The organism is Streptomyces aurantiogriseus, assembly GCF_014649375.1.
Classification (GTDB): Bacteria; Actinomycetota; Actinomycetes; order Streptomycetales; family Streptomycetaceae; genus Streptomyces; species Streptomyces aurantiogriseus.
Genome location: NZ_BMSX01000003.1, coordinates 338,975 through 358,177 on the forward strand (window position 1 = coordinate 338,975; position 19,203 = coordinate 358,177).

Annotated in this window: 19 protein-coding genes; 10 read left to right on the forward strand and 9 right to left on the reverse strand. The window is 72.2% G+C overall.

What is annotated here, in order from left to right:
• Nucleotides 1–62: 62 nt before the first annotated feature.
• From IE263_RS08110 to IE263_RS08120, 3 genes are read right to left on the reverse strand one after another with little or no spacing between them, the layout of a single operon-like run.
• Nucleotides 63–887, reverse strand: a complete 825-nt coding sequence (locus tag IE263_RS08110; protein WP_189933784.1) for a purine-nucleoside phosphorylase — start codon at nt 885–887, stop codon at nt 63–65.
• Nucleotides 884–1,273: a hypothetical protein gene (locus IE263_RS08115; RefSeq protein WP_189933786.1), complete on the reverse strand. Its 390-nt coding sequence runs from the start codon at nt 1,271–1,273 to the stop codon at nt 884–886. The genes IE263_RS08110 and IE263_RS08115 overlap by 4 nt, the downstream gene beginning before the upstream one ends.
• Nucleotides 1,274–1,300: 27 nt before the next feature.
• Nucleotides 1,301–1,738: a gamma-glutamylcyclotransferase family protein gene (locus tag IE263_RS08120; RefSeq protein WP_189933788.1), complete on the reverse strand. Its 438-nt coding sequence runs from the start codon at nt 1,736–1,738 to the stop codon at nt 1,301–1,303.
• 117 nt (nt 1,739–1,855) lie between these two features.
• Between IE263_RS08120 and IE263_RS08125 the strand changes: the two genes are divergently transcribed.
• The 4 genes from IE263_RS08125 (at nt 1,856) to IE263_RS08140 (ending at nt 6,443) form a co-directional block, all read left to right on the forward strand.
• Entirely contained in the window at nt 1,856–3,304 is a 1,449-nt protein-coding gene (locus IE263_RS08125) for an NAD(P)H-quinone dehydrogenase (RefSeq protein WP_189933790.1), read from the forward strand.
• A 178-nt stretch (nt 3,305–3,482) separates the two neighbouring features.
• Complete coding sequence (locus IE263_RS08130) at nt 3,483–4,448, forward strand: DeoR/GlpR family DNA-binding transcription regulator (protein WP_189933792.1); 966 nt, start codon at nt 3,483–3,485, stop codon at nt 4,446–4,448.
• A gap of 172 nt (nt 4,449–4,620) precedes the next feature.
• Nucleotides 4,621–5,610 (forward strand): helix-turn-helix transcriptional regulator, encoded by a 990-nt coding sequence (locus IE263_RS08135; protein ID WP_189934321.1) that lies wholly within the window; start codon nt 4,621–4,623, stop codon nt 5,608–5,610.
• Nucleotides 5,611–5,741: 131 nt separating this feature from the next.
• Complete coding sequence (locus IE263_RS08140) at nt 5,742–6,443, forward strand: hypothetical protein (RefSeq protein ID WP_189933794.1); 702 nt, start codon at nt 5,742–5,744, stop codon at nt 6,441–6,443.
• A 101-nt stretch (nt 6,444–6,544) separates the two neighbouring features.
• Here the strand turns inward: IE263_RS08140 and IE263_RS08145 are convergent, their stop codons facing one another.
• Nucleotides 6,545–8,317 carry an acetyl/propionyl/methylcrotonyl-CoA carboxylase subunit alpha gene (locus IE263_RS08145; protein ID WP_189933796.1) on the reverse strand — a complete coding sequence of 591 codons (1,773 nt, stop codon included), beginning with the start codon at nt 8,315–8,317 and terminating at the stop codon, nt 6,545–6,547.
• A gap of 389 nt (nt 8,318–8,706) precedes the next feature.
• Between IE263_RS08145 and IE263_RS08150 the strand changes: the two genes are divergently transcribed.
• Entirely contained in the window at nt 8,707–9,189 is a 483-nt protein-coding gene (locus tag IE263_RS08150) for a hypothetical protein (RefSeq protein WP_229910849.1), read from the forward strand.
• On the opposite strand, the gene IE263_RS08155 is transcribed toward IE263_RS08150, so the two are convergent.
• From IE263_RS08155 to IE263_RS08165, 4 genes are all read right to left on the reverse strand, one after another.
• Nucleotides 9,158–9,778: a Maf family protein gene (locus IE263_RS08155; protein WP_189933800.1), complete on the reverse strand. Its 621-nt coding sequence runs from the start codon at nt 9,776–9,778 to the stop codon at nt 9,158–9,160. The two genes, IE263_RS08150 and IE263_RS08155, sit on opposite strands and share 32 nt — an antisense overlap.
• A gap of 40 nt (nt 9,779–9,818) precedes the next feature.
• Nucleotides 9,819–9,947, reverse strand: coding sequence for a morphogenic membrane protein MmpB (gene mmpB, locus IE263_RS49460; protein WP_268256007.1), 129 nt, complete (start codon nt 9,945–9,947; stop codon nt 9,819–9,821).
• A gap of 134 nt (nt 9,948–10,081) precedes the next feature.
• Nucleotides 10,082–10,291, reverse strand: coding sequence for an acyl-CoA carboxylase epsilon subunit (locus tag IE263_RS08160; protein WP_189933802.1), 210 nt, complete (start codon nt 10,289–10,291; stop codon nt 10,082–10,084).
• A gap of 17 nt (nt 10,292–10,308) precedes the next feature.
• Nucleotides 10,309–11,904, reverse strand: coding sequence for an acyl-CoA carboxylase subunit beta (locus IE263_RS08165; protein WP_189933803.1), 1,596 nt, complete (start codon nt 11,902–11,904; stop codon nt 10,309–10,311).
• Nucleotides 11,905–12,014: 110 nt separating this feature from the next.
• On the opposite strand from IE263_RS08165, the gene IE263_RS08170 reads away from it, so the two are divergent.
• Complete coding sequence (locus IE263_RS08170) at nt 12,015–12,878, forward strand: biotin--[acetyl-CoA-carboxylase] ligase (protein WP_189933805.1); 864 nt, start codon at nt 12,015–12,017, stop codon at nt 12,876–12,878.
• 456 nt (nt 12,879–13,334) lie between these two features.
• Nucleotides 13,335–14,462 carry an adenylate/guanylate cyclase domain-containing protein gene (locus IE263_RS08175; RefSeq protein ID WP_189933807.1) on the forward strand — a complete coding sequence of 376 codons (1,128 nt, stop codon included), beginning with the start codon at nt 13,335–13,337 and terminating at the stop codon, nt 14,460–14,462.
• Between the two features lie 6 nt (nt 14,463–14,468).
• Here the strand turns inward: IE263_RS08175 and IE263_RS08180 are convergent, their stop codons facing one another.
• Nucleotides 14,469–15,128 (reverse strand): hypothetical protein, encoded by a 660-nt coding sequence (locus tag IE263_RS08180; protein ID WP_189934380.1) that lies wholly within the window; start codon nt 15,126–15,128, stop codon nt 14,469–14,471.
• Nucleotides 15,129–15,346: 218 nt separating this feature from the next.
• Between IE263_RS08180 and IE263_RS08185 the strand changes: the two genes are divergently transcribed.
• The 3 genes from IE263_RS08185 to hutH all read left to right on the forward strand — a co-directional run bounded on the left by IE263_RS08185 (nt 15,347) and on the right by hutH (nt 19,192).
• Nucleotides 15,347–16,147: an enoyl-CoA hydratase/isomerase family protein gene (locus IE263_RS08185; protein ID WP_189933809.1), complete on the forward strand. Its 801-nt coding sequence runs from the start codon at nt 15,347–15,349 to the stop codon at nt 16,145–16,147.
• 280 nt (nt 16,148–16,427) lie between these two features.
• Complete coding sequence (locus IE263_RS08190; RefSeq protein WP_189933811.1) at nt 16,428–17,570, forward strand: GGDEF domain-containing protein; 1,143 nt, start codon at nt 16,428–16,430, stop codon at nt 17,568–17,570.
• A gap of 83 nt (nt 17,571–17,653) precedes the next feature.
• Nucleotides 17,654–19,192, forward strand: coding sequence for a histidine ammonia-lyase (gene hutH / locus IE263_RS08195; protein WP_189934323.1), 1,539 nt, complete (start codon nt 17,654–17,656; stop codon nt 19,190–19,192).
• Nucleotides 19,193–19,203 lie beyond the last annotated feature (11 nt).

A 19,203-nucleotide genomic window follows, 5' to 3' on the forward strand; every position in this document is an offset into this window, starting at 1 on the left:
GGGCAAGGACCCGGGGGTCCAGGGGGCGGAGCCCCCTGGCGGGGTCGAAGGGGTGGAGCCCCTTACAGCCGGCCCAGCACCTGCGCCAGCAGCGATCCCATCCGCGTCGCGCTGTCGCGGCCGGCCTGGAGAACCTCTTCGTGGTTCAGGGGCTCACCGGTCATACCGGCCGCGAGGTTGGTCACGAGGGAGATGCCCAGCACCTCGGCACCGGCCTCACGGGCGGCGATGGCCTCCAGAACCGTGGACATGCCCACCAGGTCGGCCCCGATCACCCGGGCCATCCGGATCTCCGCCGGCGTCTCGTAGTGCGGCCCGGGGAACTGGGCGTACACCCCCTCCTCCAGCGTGGCGTCGATCTCCTTGCACAGCGCCCGCAGCCGCGGCGAGTACAGATCGGTGAGGTCGACGAAGTTCGCGCCGACGATCGGGGAGGTCGCCGTGAGGTTGATGTGGTCGCTGATCAGGACCGGCTGCCCGGGCCGCATGCCCTCACGCAGACCGCCGCAGCCGTTGGTCAGCACGATCGTCTTGCTGCCGGCCGCCACCGCCGTACGCACGCCGTGTGCGACGGCGGCCACACCACGGCCCTCGTAGTAGTGCGTGCGGCCCAGGAAGACCAGCGCGCGCTTCTCGCCGATCTTGTACGAGCGGATCTTGCCGCCGTGCCCCTCGACCACCGGCGGCGGGAAACCGGGCAGCTCGGTGACCTGGAACTCGGCGTCGGGCGCGCCCAGCGCGTCCACGGCCGGTGCCCAGCCGGAGCCCATCACGAGGGCGACGTCGTGGGTCTCGGCGCCCGTGAGTTCGCGCAGTCGCGCGGCGGCGGCGTCGGCGGCGGCGTAGGGGTCGCCCTGGATGTCATCCGGGAGAAGAGATGCGTTCACGCGATGAGGGTAACCGGTCTGTGCCTACGCGCGTAGATGACAGAGCCCGCAGGATGGTGATCGTTGTCTTGTCGTTTCCAATGAGGGAGGGCCTCCGGGGCCGTTCCGACGTCCGGGACGAGGATGTCGGTCTCGTCGAAGGCCGTGACGTGGACGACGACGAGCCGACGCGAGCTGATCGTGTACTCGACCAGGATGTCCCGGGTGAGCCGGACCCTTCGGTCCGTCCCCGGGGCGCCGCTCGCACGGGAGACGGGAGGGAACGGATCGCGGGCGAGGGCGGCCAGACCCCTGTCGAAGGCGGTGCGCCGTCGTTCGTCGAGTCGGTCACGGGCGGCGGTGGCCTGCTCGGTACAGCGGAGCTCGTAGGCGGTGGAGGCGTCCATCCGGCCGATTCTGCGGGCGGGCAACCTTCAGCAGGGCCTCTTCCGCAGCTCCATCACATAATCGTGTGGCGCCCCCGCCGATTCGGCGGCGTCGGCGATCTCCCCGAGGTAGCGGGCCGAGGGCAGTCCCCCCTCGTACCCGTTCAGCACGTACACCCAGCCCTGCTCCTCGCCGTCCAGCGTGTGCACGCGGACCCGGATCCGGCGGTAGATGCCGAGGCCCACGCCCTCCCAGCGGTCCAGTGAGTCCTCGTCCAGGGGCGCGAGGTCGTACAGCGCGACGAAGACCTGTGCGACGGGGTCCTCGACGAGCGTCGCCAGGGCGCCCTCCCAGCCCATGTGCTCGCCGCCGAAGGTGAGCCGCCAGCCGTTCAGCCAGCCCGTCGCGCGCAGCGGCGAGTGCGGGGCGCGGCGGGTCATCAGCCGCGCGTCGAGGTTGCCGGCGTACGCGGCGTAGAGCGACATGCGATGAGAGTACGGCAGCTCGAACGGAGGTCAGTTCGGTCGTCCGGCGCCTCTCCCACAACAGCCGTACCCGCGCCCGGCCCCCCGGGGAAGTACGACGTTGAAGCGTGCGGGACAATGGGGTACGTGACTCGGATCGTGATCATCGGTGGCGGACCCGGCGGCTACGAAGCGGCGCTGGTGGCCGCACAGCTCGGCGCGGAGGTGACCGTCGTCGACTGCGACGGTCTGGGCGGGGCGTCGGTGCTGACCGACTGCGTGCCGTCGAAGACCCTGATCGCCACGGCAGAGGTGATGACCACCTTCGACTCCTCCTACGAGGAGCTGGGGATCATCGTCGCCGACGACACCCCGCCGCTGGAGCAGGCCGCCCGGGTGGTCGGCGTGGACCTCGACAAGGTCAACCGGCGTGTGAAGCGGCTCGCGCTCGCCCAGTCGCACGACATCACCGCCTCCGTCACGCGCGCGGGCGCCCGGGTCCTGCGCGGCCGGGGCCGGCTGGAGGGCATGCAGGCCCTCGACGGTTCCCGCAAGGTCGTGGTCACCGCCGCCGACGGCACCGAGGAGACCCTCACCGCCGACGCCGTCCTCCTCGCCACCGGCGGTCACCCCCGCGAGCTGCCGGACGCGCAGCCCGACGGCGAGCGCATCCTCAACTGGACCCAGGTCTACGACCTCCGTGAGCTGCCCGAGGAGCTCATCGTGGTCGGGTCGGGTGTGACGGGTGCCGAGTTCGCCGGCGCCTACCAGGCCCTCGGCTCCAAGGTCACCCTCGTCTCCTCCCGCGACCGTGTGCTGCCCGGCGAGGACCCGGACGCCGCCGCCGTCCTCGAGGACGTCTTCCGGCGCCGCGGTATGAACGTCATGGCCCGCTCGCGCGCCCAGTCCGCCAAGCGCGTCGGCGACCGCGTCGAGGTCACCCTCGCCGACGGCCGTGTCATCACCGGCTCGCACTGTCTGATGGCCGTCGGCGCCATTCCCAACAGCGCGGGTCTCGGCCTGGAGGAGGCGGGCGTCCGGGTCCGCGAGTCCGGGCACATCTGGACCGACAAGGTCTCCCGGACGACGGCCCCCGGCGTGTACGCCGCAGGTGACGTGACCGGTGTCTTCGCCCTCGCCTCCGTCGCCGCCATGCAGGGCCGTATCGCCATGTACCACTTCCTCGGCGACGCGGTGGCCCCGCTCAACCTCAAGACCGTCTCCTCCAACGTCTTCACCGACCCCGAGATCGCCACCGTCGGCTACACCCAGGCCGACGTGGACGCGGGCAAGATCGACGCGAGGGTGGTCAAGCTGCCCCTCCTGCGCAACCCGCGCGCGAAGATGCAGGGCATCCGCGACGGCTTCGTCAAGATCTTCTGCCGGCCGGGCACCGGCATCGTCGTCGGCGGTGTCGTCGTCGCGCCGCGCGCCTCGGAACTGATCCACCCCATCTCGATCGCCGTCGACAACAATCTGACGGTCGAACAGATCGCGAACGCCTTCACCGTGTACCCGTCCCTTTCGGGCTCGATCGCGGAGGTGGCACGGCAGTTGCACACGAGGAAGTCGGGCGGCGAGTTCTAGGCCCTTCCGGGCGGCCGGAATCAACTTCCCGCTGGTCACGGGGAGTTGTGGCACGTGCGGGTGGCACAGGCGCCGGAACCGGGCTCCTATACCACCTCGCACCCTGGTGTGCGAACAACTTCTATTATTCGGCGCAAAGAGCTGAAAGCAGACGGTCGCCCGCGTTACTGTCAGTTTCGTGTTCGCTGCAGAACGTCGCCAATTGATCCTCGAAATGGTGCGAGCGAACGGGGCCGTGTCGCTCCGTGAGCTCGCCCGCGTCGTCCAGACCTCCGAAGTGACCGTACGGCGGGACGTGCGCGCACTGGAGGCAGAAGGACTCCTCGACCGCCGGCACGGCGGTGCGGTACTGCCGGGCGGTTTCACGCGGGAGTCCGGCTTTCCGCAGAAGTCCCATCTCGCGACCGCCGAGAAGACCGCCATCGCCGACCTCGCCGCCAACTTCGTGGAAGAGGGCGAGGCCATCGTGGTCGGGGCGGGTACCACCACCCAGGAGCTGGCCCGCCGGCTCGCCCGGGTACCCGGACTCACGGTCGTCACCAACTCCCTGTTGGTCGCCCAGGCGTTGGCCCACGCCAACCGGGTGGAGGTCGTGATGACCGGCGGCACCCTCAGAGGCTCCAACTACGCCCTCGTCGGCAGCGGAGCCGAACAGTCCCTCCAGGGGCTCAGGGTCTCCCGGGCCTTCCTCTCCGGAAGCGGTCTCACCGCCGAGCGCGGGCTCTCCACGTCCAACATGCTCTCCGCGTCGGTCGACCGGGCCCTCGTCCAGGCCGCCGCCGAGGTCGTCGTCCTCGCCGACCACACCAAGCTCGGCACCGACACGATGTTCCAGACCGTCCCGACCGACGTCATCACCCGCCTGGTCACGGACGAGCCGCCCGCCCACGACGACCGCGCCCAGACCGAGCTGCAGGCCCTGGCGGACCAGGGCGTGCAGATCGCCGTGGCCGGGGCGCAGGGAAGCCCGGGGGGTGAAGCGGTCCCGGCGCGCCGCCAGCAGCAGCGCCGGGACGTCCCCCTCCCGTCCCCCCGCCGCGGCCAGGTCCCGGGCGCCTCGGCCGGCCTGCGCGCCGCCACGGTCCTGGGCGAACAGCCCCCGGGCGGGGAACGGGCCCGGGTGGCCGACCTCCGCCGACGCTGAGCCCGCTGCCGACACCCCGTACCGGGGCGGCAGCGCCCTCGAGTGACCAACCTGCGCCCTGAGGCCGAACGTGCTGGTGAGGATGGGTGCGCGGGCCTCATGGGGTGGGCGGAGGCCGTACCGTCGTCTCAGGGGTGGCGAAGCCGTCCGAAGGGGCGCCCGGGGGAACGTGATGGAGATCAGCGGGGCGGACGTACGGCGGGTGACGGCGCTCGTCCGGGGGCTCGAAGAGGCCGATTCCGTCGCGGAGTTGCAGGAACGGGCGCTGCCCGAGCTGATGGGGCTGGTGGCCGCCGACGCCGCGCAGTGTTACGGGCTGCCGGTCGACGGCAACGGGGTGTCCGCGCTGTCGCTGCCCCGGGACTCCTTCCACGAGGACCCGAGCGTCATCTACGAGCACCCCCTCGACCACCCGCTCACCCACCTCCTGCTCCGGACCCCGACCCCGGAGGCATGGAGGGTCAGCGACGTTGCCGAGGACCGGCAGTGGCAGCGCACCCACTGTTACAACCTCGACTTCCGTCCGTTCGGCCTGCGCCGGCACCTCGTGGCCTCGGCCGGCTCCGACCTCGGAGTGGCCCGCGGGTACGCCCTGCTCCGCGCCGGACGGGACTTCACCGAGCACGAACGCGACCTGTTCGGCCTCGCCCAGCAGCACCTCGCCCTCGTGGAACGCCGGCTGGGCGAGCGCGAGCGGTTGCGGATGCTGGCCGCGGCCGCCCTGGAACTGGTCGGCGGACCCGGGCGGGGTGTTGCCCGTGTCGATGACGACGGCCGGCCGCAGCCCCTCGACGCCACCGCCGCCCGCCTGCTCGCCGCCGTACGGGACGATCCCCGGCTCGGCGGACAGAAGTCGTTCACCGCACGGGACATCGAGGTGCGGTACGTCCCGTCGGCCGGGCCCGGACTGCCCGGGCTGCTGCTCCTGCGCGACCTGGCCCGCGGCCGGGCCGTCGCCCGCCTCTTCGGCGTCACCGAGCAGGAACACCGCACCCTGCGCCACCTCCACAGCGGCCGTACGCCGACGGAGACCGCCCGCCTGATGGGCCTCTCCCCGACCACCGTCCGCGGCTACATCGCCTCCCTGCACAGGAAGCTGGACGCGGGACACACCGCCGCCCTGCTGCACCGCGGCCGGGAACTGGGCCTGCTCATGGACTGAGCCCCAGGACCGGCGGCTGTTGCGACATGTCGCGATCCGTCAGAATTGACGGATGGTCACCGGCCGGGCCGGGCGGCTTCACTGGCGGCAGGCGCCCCGTAGCCGGGGCCCGGCTCGCCAAGGGGGACTCCATGACCACGACGCCGTCACGCACGTCCGCCGACACCTCGACTCCGGTCACCGGGAGCGGCGTGGGCCGCGTACTCCTCGCGCTCTCCGCGGTGCTGGGCCCGCTGCTGTTCCTCGCCGCCTTCAGCGTCCAGCCGTACGAGACCACCGACTCGACCAAGGAGATCGTCGCGGCCATCGCCGAGAACGAGAGCGCGGTCCAGTTCGCCCAGTGGGCCATGGCGCTGGGGCTGATCCTGCTCGTGCTGGGGACGCTCGCGGTGGGCCTGCTGGCCACGGCGCGTTCCCCGAAGCTGGGCCTGTGGGGGACGGCCGTCCTCGCCACCGGCTGGCTGGCGATCGCCACGACCCCCAACCTCGACCAGGTCGCCCTGGGCGGACTGGAGAAGGGCGTCGGCCAGGAGGCGCTCGTCGCGGTCACCGACGGCACCTACGAGCTGGCGGTGAACGGGATCCCGACCCTGTACTTCGTCGCCGCCCACGTCATCGGTGCGATCCTGCTCGGCGTGGCGTTGCTGCGAGGGCGGGCGATCGCACCCTGGGCCGCCTGGGCGCTGATCCTGTCCATGCCGGTCAACGTGGTCGGCTTCGTCGCCGGTCTGCTGCCCGTCGTCCTGCTCTCCTTCGCCCTGATGGCCGTCGGCTTCGGCGCGGCGGGGCTGGTGATCCTTCGACGGGGCACGGGCTGGATCCGATCGTCCTAGACCACTGCCACGGGGAGAGAACGAGGCGCCCGGCGGATCGTGCGGCACGATCCGCCGGGCGCCTCGACGCCGTATCCGGGCGTCGCTCCTCGATCTCGGCGTCAGTCCTTGATCTCGCAGATCGCCGCGCCCGACGTGATCGACGCGCCGACCTCCGCGGTCAGACCCTTGACGGTGCCGGAGCGGTGCGCGTTCAGCGGCTGCTCCATCTTCATGGCCTCCAGGACGACGATCAGGTCGCCCTCCTGGACCTCCTGGCCCTCCTCGACGGCGATCTTGACGATCGTGCCCTGCATCGGCGAGGCGAGGGTGTCGCCGGAGGCGACGGGGCCGGACTTCTTGGCCGCGCGGCGCTTGGGCTTGGCGCCCGCCGCGAGGCCGGTGCGGGCCAGCGACATGCCGAGGGAGGACGGCAGGGAGACCTCAAGACGCTTGCCGCCGACCTCGACGACGACCGTCTCGCGGCCGGGCTCCTCGTCCGTCTCCGTGTCGGTGGGGGCGGTGAAGGGCTTGATCTCGTTGACGAACTCGGTCTCGATCCAGCGGGTGTGGACCGTGAACGGGTCGGTGGAGCCGGTCAGCTCGGGCGCGAACGCCGGGTCCTGCACCACCGCGCGGTGGAACGGGATCGCCGTGGCCATGCCCTCGACCTGGAACTCGGCCAGGGCACGGGCGGCCCGCTGCAGGGCCTCCCCGCGGGTGCGGCCGGTGACGATCAGCTTCGCCAGCAGCGAGTCCCAGGCCGGGCCGATCACGCTGCCGGACTCCACGCCCGCGTCCAGGCGCACGCCCGGGCCGGACGGCGGGTTGAACGTGGTGACCGTGCCGGGCGCGGGCAGGAAGTTGCGGCCCGGGTCCTCGCCGTTGATGCGGAACTCGAAGGAGTGGCCGCGCAGCGGCGGGTCGTCGTAGCCGAGCGCCTCGCCGTCGGCGATGCGGAACATCTCGCGCACCAGGTCGATGCCGGCGACCTCCTCGGTGACCGGGTGCTCGACCTGGAGGCGGGTGTTGACCTCCAGGAAGGAGATCGTGCCGTCGTTGCCGACGAGGAACTCCACCGTGCCGGCGCCGACGTAGCCGGCCTCCTTGAGGATGGCCTTCGAGGAGGAGTACAGCTCGGCGACCTGCGCCTCGGAGAGGAACGGCGCCGGGGCCTCCTCGACCAGCTTCTGGTGGCGGCGCTGCAGGGAGCAGTCACGGGTGGAGACGACCACCACGTTGCCGTGGCTGTCGGCCAGGCACTGGGTCTCCACGTGCCGCGGCTTGTCCAGGTAGCGCTCGACGAAGCACTCGCCCCGGCCGAAGGCGGCGACGGCCTCGCGGACCGCCGACTCGTACAGCTCGGGGACCTCTTCGAGGGTGCGGGCGACCTTCAGACCGCGCCCGCCACCGCCGAAGGCGGCCTTGATCGCGATCGGCAGGCCGTGCTCCTTGGCGAAGGTCACGACCTCCTCGGCGCCGGACACCGGGTCGGGCGTACCGGCGACCAGGGGCGCGCCCGCGCGCTGGGCGATGTGGCGGGCGGCCACCTTGTCGCCGAGGTCGCGGATGGCCTGCGGGGGCGGGCCGATCCAGATCAGGCCCGCGTCCAGGACCGCCTGGGCGAAGTCGGCGTTCTCGGAGAGGAAGCCGTAGCCGGGGTGGATGGCGTCCGCGCCCGACTCGCGCGCGGCGTTCAGCACCTTCTCGATGTCGAGGTAGCTGGTGCCCGGCGTGTCACCGCCCAGGGCGAACGCCTCATCCGCGGCGCGGACATGCAGAGCGTCCCGGTCCGGGTCGGCGTACACGGCAACGCTCGCGATACCGGCATCCCGGCAGGCCCGGGCAACGCGGACTGCGATTTCGCCACGGTTGGCGATGAGCACCTTGCGCACGATTGAGGCTCCCTCCTTGAAACAAGCCGAGTTTAGGGACTGCCGACACGGCACTTCGACCCGTCCCCAAAGGTGAGCTTGCCCACACGGAGCGTGATGCGAGGCTCACTCGACCGCGAAATCCCTTGTAGTACCGCCGTACGCAGCACTCCTCCCGGAAACCCTAGCCCTCTACTGTGGCCAAGGTCTCTGTGAGGGCGTGCTGCGGCCCACTCTGTTTCTTTGTGGAGTCCCTACGAATGGCCCAATGATTCTTTGCTGTCGCCGGAACCCTTGTCCCGGGGTTTACCCGTTAGTAGCGTTCACGATGTCTCGAACGTACTAGGGGTAACAGCAATCTTGCTCGATGCTGGGTCGAAAGTGGGTGGGGACCGGTGGTGCGCAGACCGGTGGCAGCCGTCGTGGCGGTCGTGCTCTTCGCGGAGGCACTCGGTGTCGCCGCGCTGAACTGGTTCCTCGGGATCGTCGTGGACCGGCAGGACATGTCCCTGGCGGGCCTGGACCCGGACATGATGTCGACGTCCTCGAAGATCGGCGGCGTCGTCTTCGGCCTCTACTTCGCCCTGTGCGGCCTGGTCGCCCTGCTGGTGGCGCTCCGGGGCCGCCCGCCGGCCGGCCTCGGCCGTGTCCTGCTGATCAGCGCCGCGGTGGTGCACGGTCTGCTGGGCGCGTTCGCCTGGGGGCTCGTGGGCCCGCCGGCGTTCCTGTTCATGGTGGTCGTGCTCGCGCTCATCGTGCTGCTGCTGATGAGCTACGACCGTCAGGTGGGCGCGGGCGACGCGGAGCCCCGGGACGCCGGGCCGCAGGACGGCGGGCCGAAGGGCGAGGGGCCCGCTCCGGTCACTCCGCCGGCGGCGCCCACAACTCCGTGATGCCGACGCCCAGTTCGGCCAGCAGCCGCCGGACGAGGGGCAGGCTGATGCCGATCACGTTGCCGTGGTCCCCGTCGATGCCGTCGATGAACGGGGCCGACCGGCCGTCGAGGGTGAACGCCCCGGCGACGTAGAGGGGCTCGCCCGAGGCGACGTACGCGGCGATCTCCTCGTCCGTCGGCTCGCCGAAGCGGACGACGGTGGAGGCGACGCCGGAGGTGTAGCGCCCGCTGAGGGTGTCGTAGACGCAGTGACCGGTCTGGAGCGTGCCCGCGCGGCCGCGCATCGCCTTCCAGCGGGCGGTGGCCTCCTCGGCGTCCGCGGGCTTGCCGAGGGCCTGGCCGTCCAGGTCGAGGACCGAGTCGCAGCCGATCACCAGGGCGCCCTTGACCTCGGGCTTCGCCGCCACGACGGAGGCCTTCGCCTCGGCGAGGGCGAGCGCCAGCTCGGCGGGGGTGGGGGCGGTGACGGCGTCCTCGTCGACCCCGCTCACGATCACCTCGGGGTCGAGCCCGGCCTGCCGCAGCAGGCCCAGCCGGGCGGGGGACTGGGAGGCGAGCACGAGTCGACGGCGCGGCTGATCAGTCATGCGGTCAGCCTAGCGCCGGCGCTGGTCCGGGCCGATCAGGTCATCTGACGCCGAGCACGATCATCGCCACCAGCATGGCCAAGGCGAGGAAGAGACCGAGCCGCCTCAGGGTCTCCTGCATGTCGCGGAGTTCCTTGGGCGGCTCGTTCTTCGGGTCGGACCACAGCATGCCACCAGCGTGGGGCCTGGCCGGGGACGGTGCCTGAGTATGCGTACTCAAATCGGCGCCGGCGTTGTTCTCAGGTGCGCCAAGGCGGCGGAGCCGCATATCGATGCAGCCCCGCGCCCCTGCGTATCCCGCCGCTAGCCGGGCCAGTAAGTGCGAGCCCATGACGCCTGCCCCGGCTTGGGCAGGCGCCGGCCCGCGATGCGGGCAGGGTCGGACCACGCGTCCCTCGGGCCCTGTGCGCCGGGCGGCGTGGCCGCTGCCGCCGCGGCGCGGGCTCTCACCACCGCCAGGGCGGCGGCCAGCTCCTCCGGGGTCGGGTTGCCCCGTACGACCTTGATGTTCATGACGGCTCCCAGCAGGCCTAGAGGGGGATGTTGCCGTGCTTCTTCGGAGGCAGGGATTCCCGCTTGGTACGCAGTTGACGCAGGCCGCGCACGATGTGGCGGCGGGTGTCGGACGGCATGATGACGGCGTCGATGTAGCCGCGCTCGGCCGCGATGTAGGGGTTGAGGAGGGTGTCCTCGTACTCCTGGATCAGCCGGGCGCGTACCGCTTCCAGGTCCTCGCCGTTGGCCTCGGCTTCGGCGATGGTGCGGCGGTGCAGGATGTTGACCGCGCCCTGGGCACCCATGACGGCGATCTGGGCGGTCGGCCAGGCCAGGTTGAGGTCGGCGCCCAGGTGCTTGGAGCCCATGACGTCGTACGCCCCGCCGAAGGCCTTGCGGGTGATGACCGTGATCAGCGGGACGGTCGCCTCCGCGTAGGCGTAGATCAGCTTGGCGCCGCGGCGGATGATGCCGTCGTGCTCCTGGTCGACGCCGGGCAGGAAGCCGGGGACGTCGACGAAGGTGATCACCGGGATGTTGAAGGCGTCGCAGGTGCGGACGAAGCGGGCCGCCTTCTCGGAGGCCTTGATGTCCAGGCAGCCCGCGAACTGCATCGGCTGGTTCGCGACGATCCCGACCGGATGGCCCTCCACCCGCCCGAAGCCGGTGAGGATGTTCGGCGCGTACAGCGGCTGCGTCTCGAAGAACTCGGCGTCGTCCAGGACGTGCTCGATCACCGTGTGCATGTCGTACGGCTGGTTGGCGCTGTCCGGGACGAGCGTGTCCAGCTCCAGGTCCTCGCCGGTGACGGTGAGATCCGCCTCCTCCGGGAACGCCGGGGCCTCGCTGAGGTTGTTCGACGGCAGGTACGACAGCAGCTGCTTGACGTACTCGATGGCGTCCTTCTCGTCGCCGGCCATGTGGTGCGCCACGCCCGACGTGGAGTTGTGCGTGCGGGCGCCGCCGAGCTCCTCGAAGCCGACGTCCTCACCGGTGACCGTCTTGATGACGTCCGGGCCGGTGATGAACATGTGCGAGGTCTGGTCGACCATGACGGTGAAGTCGGTGATCGCGGGGGAGTAGACCGCGCCGCCCGCGCACGGGCCGACGACCAGCGAGATCTGCGGGATGACACCGCTGGCGTGAGTGTTGCGGCGGAAGATCTCGCCGTACGCGCCGAGGGAGGCCACGCCCTCCTGGATGCGGGCGCCGCCGGAGTCGTTGATGCCGATGACCGGGCAGCCGGTCTTCAGCGCGAAGTCCATGACCTTGACGATCTTCTGGCCGTAGACCTCGCCCAGCGCACCGCCGAAAACGGTGAAGTCCTGCGAGAACACGGCGACGGGCCGACCGTCGACGGTCCCGTACCCGGTGACGACACCGTCCCCGTACGGGCGGTTCTTCTCCAGCCCGAAGTTGGTGGAGCGGTGGCGGGCGAACTCGTCCAGTTCGACGAAGGAGTCCTCGTCGAGGAGGAGTTCGATGCGCTCACGGGCCGTCAGCTTGCCCTTCGCGTGCTGCTTCTCGACGGCACGTGCGGAGCCGGCGTGCGTCGCCTCCTGAACGCGGCGCTGGAGATCCGCGAGCTTTCCCGCGGTCGTGTGGATGTCGATCTCTTCCGGCTCGGACATCGGGATGCGGCTCCCTGCCTGCTCAAAAGGGGGGACGGTTACTCATCCGTAGCGTAGTGGTGCGCCTCCGTATCGGCAGTGCGGCGTTTACCACACCTAGGGTGGCTTGCATGACGCCGCGAGATGCATCAGGAAACAACAGCCGCTGGGGCGACCTGGAACGGCCGCCCCTCAATGCCGCGAGCCTGCGCCGGGGGCTGGTGCGGGACGGGGGGCTGTGGACCGGGCTGGAGGTGGTGCAGCGGACCGGGTCCACGAACTCCGACCTCGTGGCTCTGGCGGCTGCGGGGAAGGTGGTGGAGGGGGCTGTGCTGGTCGCCGAGGAGCAGACCTCCGGGCGGGGGCGGCTCGACCGGCAGTGGACGGCGCCCGCGCGGTCCGGGCTGTTCTTCTCCGTGCTGCTGAAGCCGGCCGAGGTGCCCGTGGAGCGGTGGGGGTGGCTGCCGCTGCTGACGGGGATCGCGGTGGCGACGGGGTTGGCGCGGGCCGCGGGGGTGGACACGGCGCTCAAGTGGCCGAACGACCTGTTGGTGACCGTGGGCGGGGAGGAGCGGAAGGCCGGGGGGATTCTCGCGGAGCGGGTCGGGGCGGACGGGGTGGTGCTGGGGGTCGGCGTCAACGTCACGTTGCGGGCCGAGGAGCTGCCGGTGCCGCAGGCGGGGTCGCTGGCGCTGGCCGGGGCGGTGAGTACGGATCGGGATACGTTGCTTCGGGCTGTGCTGCGGGCGTTGGAGGAGTGGTACCGGCGGTGGCGGGATGCTGGGGGTGATCCTGCGGTGAGTGGGGTGCAGGAGGCTTATGCGGCGGGATGCGCGACGTTGGGGCGGGTGGTGCGGGCCGAGTTGCCCGGGGAGCGGGCGGTTGTGGGGGAGGCGGTGGCTGTGGACGGGGACGGGCGGCTGGTGATCGCGACGGCGGAGGGGGTGCAGGAGCCGGTGGGAGCGGGCGACATCGTGCACCTGCGCCCCGCGTGACCTTTTTTGCCCCCGCCGCCCCTATCCTTCCCGTCCCCAGGGGCTCCGCCCCTTCGACCCCGGCGGGGGCTCCGCCCCCTGCACCCCTGGCGGGGCTGCCGCCCCGCACCCCGCTTCGGCCCTGAACGGGCCTCGTCCTCAAACGCCGGACGGGCTGGATTGCCCTGACCGGCGCTTGTCAGTCGACCTCGGACTGGCTGGTTTGCCCTGACCGGCGCTCGGCAGGCGTCGCCGGGCAGGTGGGACGTGGGGCCCGCCTCTCGTCCGACCGAGTCGGTTGGTGGGTGGGCAAAGGCCGGGGGTCTGGGGGCCGAGCCCCCGGGGGGTACCGCCTCGCCGGGGGACTTACCCCCGGTTGGACACCCCCCTCCACCTGACGGAGTGAGCTGGCGCACACCTGCCGTAGAGTTGAGGCCGGTCGATACATGACCGCGGTAGATCGGAAGGGCAGCAGGCGTGACCGTCGACGACACGGGCTCCGGCGCGGGCGCGGACGGCCGGGTTGACCCGCCGGCCGCCGAACCCGGCGACGACCCGCTCGCCCTGCGACTCGAGCAGCTCATCCTCGGCGCCGAGCGGCGTTACACCCCCTTTCAGGCGGCCCGCAGCGCCGGCGTCTCCATGGAGCTGGCGTCCCGCTTCTGGCGGGCGATGGGCTTCGCCGACATCGGGCAGGCCAAGGCGCTCACCGAGGCCGACGTGCTGGCCCTGCGCCGGCTCGCCGGTCTCGTCGAGGCGGGGCTGCTGAGCGAGGCGATGGCGGTGCAGGTGGCGCGGTCCACGGGGCAGACCACCGCCCGGTTGGCGGAGTGGCAGATCGATTCCTTCCTGGAGGGGCTGACCGAGCCCCCCGAGCCGGGGATGACCCGCACCGAGGTCACGTATCCGATCGTCGAACTGCTGCTGCCCGAGCTGGAGGAGTTCCTCGTCTATGTGTGGCGTCGGCAGCTCGCCGCCTCCGCCGGGCGGGTCGTCCAGGCCGCCGACGACGAGGAGATGGTCGACCGGCGGCTCGCGGTCGCGTTCGCGGATCTCGTCGGGTTCACACGACTGACCCGTCGTATGGAGGAGGAGGAGCTCGGCGAACTCGTCGAGGCCTTCGAGACCACCGCCGCCGACCTGGTCGCCGCGCGCGGCGGGCGGCTCATCAAGACGCTCGGGGACGAAGTCCTCTACGCCGCCGACGACGCCGGGACCGCCGCCGACATCGCGCTGCGTCTCGTGGAGACCATGAGCAACGACGAGACCATGCCCGAGCTGCGCGTCGGCATGGCCTTCGGGACCGTCACCACCCGGATGGGCGATGTCTTCGGTACGACCGTCAACCTGGCCTCGCGGCTGACCTCGATAGCGCCACGGGACGCCGTCCTCGTCGACAGTGCCTTCGCCGAGGAACTCATCCGTACCGGCGACGCCCCCGCCTCCGAGGCGGAGGCCGCCGAAGAGGCGGCCGCCGCCGAGAAGGAGGGCAAGGAACCGCCCGTCTACCGGTTCGCGCTCCAGCCGATGTGGCAGCGGCCCGTGCGCGGGCTCGGCGTGGTCGAGCCCTGGCTGCTGACCCGGCGGGGCAACAGCAACGAGTGAGCCGCGTCAGCGCGGCGCGCTGAGCGGGCCCACGCACAGGCCGATCACCGGCACGCAGAGGTCGGGGCGCTCCGGCTGCGGGGCGGGCACGGCGGTGGTGGGGATCGGTGCCGGTGTCGGTGTCGGGTTCGGTGTGTTCGGGTGTGGGGCGGTGGTCACCGGGTGCGGCGCCGGGGCCCTGGTCGCCGGGGCGGATGCGGTCGTCCGTGGTGCCGCCGGGGTGGGTGCGGCGGCGTAGGGGCCGCTCGGCGTGCGGACGAGGGCCGTCGGGGACGCGGTCGGGGTGGGAGCCGCTGTGGGCGTCGGGCTCGTGGTCGGGCCGCCGCCCAGGGGTGTGGGTGTCGTGGGCGCCGCCTCCGGGGTCGCGGCCACCGTGGCGGCCGCGTGGGTCGTGTCCGCGGTGGGTTCCATCCGCGGTTCCGCCTCCGCCGTGGCCAGGCCTCCCACGCCCGAGTCCGGTGTCAGGCGGAGGAGGCTCAGGGCGCCGGCCGCCAGGGCCAGGCCGCCCGCGGCGAGCAGGACCTTGCGGGGGCGGGGGCGGCGGTGCCGGCCGCGAGTGCGGGGGGTCCGGAGCAGGTGGGTGGGTTCGGGCGCAGTGGGTTCCTCGCCTGCCTCGCCTTGATATCCGTAGGTTCCGGTCTGCGTTTTCACCGGTGTGGTCGTCATCGCGCTCCCTCCCCGAGGTGGTTGCGCCCCCTCCGCGCCGTGGCGGACGCACGTTATGCGCTTCCATGGGCGGTGCGGGCGGAGTCGGGCGAGATGTCACTCGAACGGGTTGGCGGGGCTGTGTGCGGCAACCGGACCGGTCCGCTCTTTCCCCGGCCCCGCCCGGCTGCGATGATCAGGCGGCCAAGTTGTTAACCCGCGTTAACCCGGAGGGTGTCATGAGCGAGGAACGGTTCGGGGAGTTCGTGCTGGTCCGGCGGCACGGGGACGGACATGTCGCGGAGCTGGCCCTCGACCGCCCCAAGGCCATGAACGCCGTCTCGACCGAGATGGCCCGGTCCATCGGGGCGGCCTGCGCGGCGCTGGGCGACGACAAGGGCGTACGGGTGGTCGTCCTCACCTCGACGCATGAGCGGGCCTTCTGTGTCGGGGCCGATCTGAAGGAGCGGAACTCCCTCAGTGACGCCGAGTTGGTGCGGCAGCGGCCGGTGGCGCGGGGCGCGTACACCGGGGTGCTGGAGCTGCCGGTGCCGACGGTCGCCGCGGTGCACGGGTTCGCGCTGGGGGGCGGGTTCGAGCTGGCGCTCGCGTGCGACGTGATCGTGGCCGACCGCACGGCGGTGGTGGGGTTGCCCGAGGTGTCGGTCGGCGTGATTCCGGGGGGTGGGGGTACGCAGCTGCTGCCCCGGCGGGTGGGGGCGGCCCGGGCGGCCGAACTGATCTTCAGTGCGCGGCGGGTGGAGGCCGCCGAAGCACGGGAGCTGGGGCTGGTGGACGTGCTGGTGGAGGAGGGGCGGGACCGGGAGGAAGCGCTGGCGCTGGGCGCGCGGATCGGGGCCAACTCCCCGGTGGGGCTGCGGGCGGCCAAGCGGGCCCTGCGGCTGGGGCAGGGGCTGGATCTGCGGGCCGGGCTGGAGGTCGAGGACGCGGCCTGGCGGGCGGTGGCCTTCTCGGGGGACCGGGCGGAGGGGGTCGCGGCGTTCAACGAGAAGCGGAAGCCGGAGTGGCCGGGGGAGTGAGCCCCCGCGCCCGGAGTGACCGGGGGTGAGCCCTCTGAGCCCGACGCTGAGAGGGGAAGCCTTTGAGTCCGAAGTCGCCGAGGAGGGAAGCCTCTGTACCCGAAGTCGCCGAGGGGGTGACCTTCCTGAGTGAGGGGTGAGCTCCTTGAGTGGCCGAGGGGTGAGCCCTCGCGCCCGGAGTGGCCGGGGAAGAGAGCCCCCTGGGCAGGAAATGCCGTGTCGACACTCCCGCTGCCACCCCGGTGTCTCGTTTGTAAGTAAATATCCCTAGCCTGGTGAGATGGGTGAGGACAGACGCCTCGCGGCCGTGGTGGCGCTGGCGCAGGGGATGGCGGCCGCGCACACGCCCCGTGAGTCGTGGCGCGCGGCGGCGCTCGGGGCGTGCCGGGCGCTGGCCGGCGCCTTCGCCGCGCTCTCGGTGTGGGAGCGGGAACTCGGGCGGCTGCGGGTCCTGGTGAACGTGGGGGACCGGGCGCCGGACGAGGACGAGTTCCCGGACGGCGAGGCCTATCCGGTGCACCAGTTCCCGGAGATCACCGAGTTCCTGCACGAACGCTGGGTGACCGGCGGTGAGCCCAACGCCTGGGTGGAGACGGCGGAGGGACCCGCCGCCGGGCGGCCCGGCTACTGCCACCAGCGGGTCGCCGCCCTGCGCCGGCGCGGGCGCGGCTCCTGTGTCGTCGCGCCGATCGTGCTGCACGGCCGCGCCTGGGGCGAGCTGTACGTGGCCCGCTCCTCCGGCACTCCGGTCTTCGACCGCGGCGACGCCGACTTCGCCACCGTCCTCGCCGCCGTCGTCGCCGCCGGGATCGCGCAGACCGAGCGGCTCGAGGAGGCCCGCCGGCTCGCCTTCACCGACGCCCTCACGGGTCTGGCCAACCGCCGCGCCGTCGACGTACGGCTGGAGGAGGCGGTCGAGCGGCATCGGACGCGGGGGGATGTCGTGAGCCTGGTGGTGTGTGACCTCAACGGGCTCAAGCGGGTGAACGACACCCAGGGGCATGCCGTCGGGGACCGGCTGCTGGAGCGGTTCGGGTCCGTGCTGTCGCTGTGCGGAGCCATGTTGCCGGGGGCGCTGGCCGCGCGGCTCGGCGGGGACGAGTTCTGCCTGCTCGCCGTGGGGCCGCCCGCCGACGACGTCGTCAAGGTCGCCGGCGAACTCTGCCGCCGGGCCGGCGAGTTGGAGCTCGGCGAGGGTGTGGCCTGCGGGGTCGCCTCCACCGGGGACCCCATCGGGCCGGTGCGTTCCGCCCGCAGGCTCTTCCGTCTCGCCGACGCCGCCCAGTACCGCGCCAAGGCGCTGCAGGCCGCTCGGCCGGTCGTCGCGGGGCGGCAGGGGCCCGACGATCCCGTCGTGCGCCTCGCCGACGAGCCGCCCCAGGGGCCGTCGGCCGAGCGTCGGCGCTTCCGTGGGCGGCGCTGAGACGGTGACCTGTCGGTAAGGGGCGAACCCCGCCCCCACTGGTGACATCCTCGTCTTCACTGCGTACGCTCCTGAATATGGATATGCACACTGTGGTGGTGGGGACGTCCGGGGTGACCGCGTCCGACGTGCTCGCCGTGGCGCGCGGCGGCGCCCGGGTCGAGCTTTCCGAGGAGGCGGTGGCGGCCCTCGCCGCGGCCCGCGAGATCGTCGACGCGCTGGCCGCCAAGCCCGACCCCGTCTACGGCGTCTCCACCGGTTTCGGAGCCCTCGCCACCCGGCACATCAGCCAGGAACTGCGCGCTCAGCTCCAGCGCAACATCGTCCGCTCGCACGCCGCCGGCATGGGGCCGCGCGTCGAGCGGGAGGTCGTACGGGCGCTCGTGTTCCTGCGGCTCAAGACCGTCTGCTCCGGACACACCGGCGTGCGGCCCGAGGTCGCGCAGACCATGGCCGACCTGCTGAACGCCGGCATCACACCGGTCGTCCACGAGTACGGCTCCCTCGGCTGCTCCGGCGATCTGGCCCCGCTGTCCCACTGCGCCCTCACGCTCATGGGGGAGGGCGAGGCAGAGGGCCCGGACGGCGTCGTACGGCCCGCCGGTGAGCTGCTCGTCGCCCACGGCATCGCACCCGTCGCACTGCGCGAGAAGGAGGGGCTCGCCCTCCTCAACGGCACCGACGGCATGCTCGGCATGCTGATCATGGCCCTGGACGACCTGGAGACGCTGTACAAGTCCGCCGACGTCACGGCGGCCCTCAGCCTCGAAGCGCTCCTCGGCACCGACAAGGTCCTGGCGCCCGAGCTGCACGCCATCCGCCCGCATCCGGGGCAGGGCGCCTCCGCCGCCAACATGCTGTCGGTGCTGAAGGGTTCGGGGCTGACCGGGCACCACCAGGACGACGCGCCCCGCGTCCAGGACGCCTACTCGGTGCGCTGCGCCCCGCAGGTCGCCGGCGCCGGACGCGACACCATGGCGCACGCCCGGCTGGTGGCCGAGCGGGAGCTCGCCTCGGCCGTCGACAACCCCGTCGTCCTGCCCGACGGGCGCGTGGAGTCCAACGGGAACTTCCACGGCGCGCCCGTGGCGTACGTCCTCGACTTCCTCGCCATCGCCGCCGCCGACCTCGCCTCCATCGCCGAGCGCCGTACCGACCGGCTGCTGGACAAGAACCGCAGCCACGGTCTGCCGCCGTTCCTTGCGGACGACGCCGGCGTCGACTCCGGGCTGATGATCGCCCAGTACACCCAGGCCGCGCTGGTGAGCGAGCTGAAGCGGCTGGCCGTACCGGCCTCCGCGGACTCGATTCCGTCCTCCGCGATGCAGGAGGACCACGTGTCGATGGGCTGGTCGGCGGCGCGCAAGCTGCGCACGGCCGTCGACAACCTCACGCGGGTGCTCGCCGTCGAGCTGTACGCCGCCACGCGCGCCGTGGAGCTGCGCGAGGGACTGACGCCGGCGCCGGCGACCCGGGCGGTCATCGACGCCGTACGGGAAGCGGGAGTTCAGGGGCCCGGCCCCGACCGGTTCCTGGCGCCCGACCTCGCGGCGGCGGACGCGTTCGTGCGGGACGGGCGGCTCGTCGCGGCCGTGGAGACGGTCACCGGGCCGCTGCGGTAGAAGACCGGTCG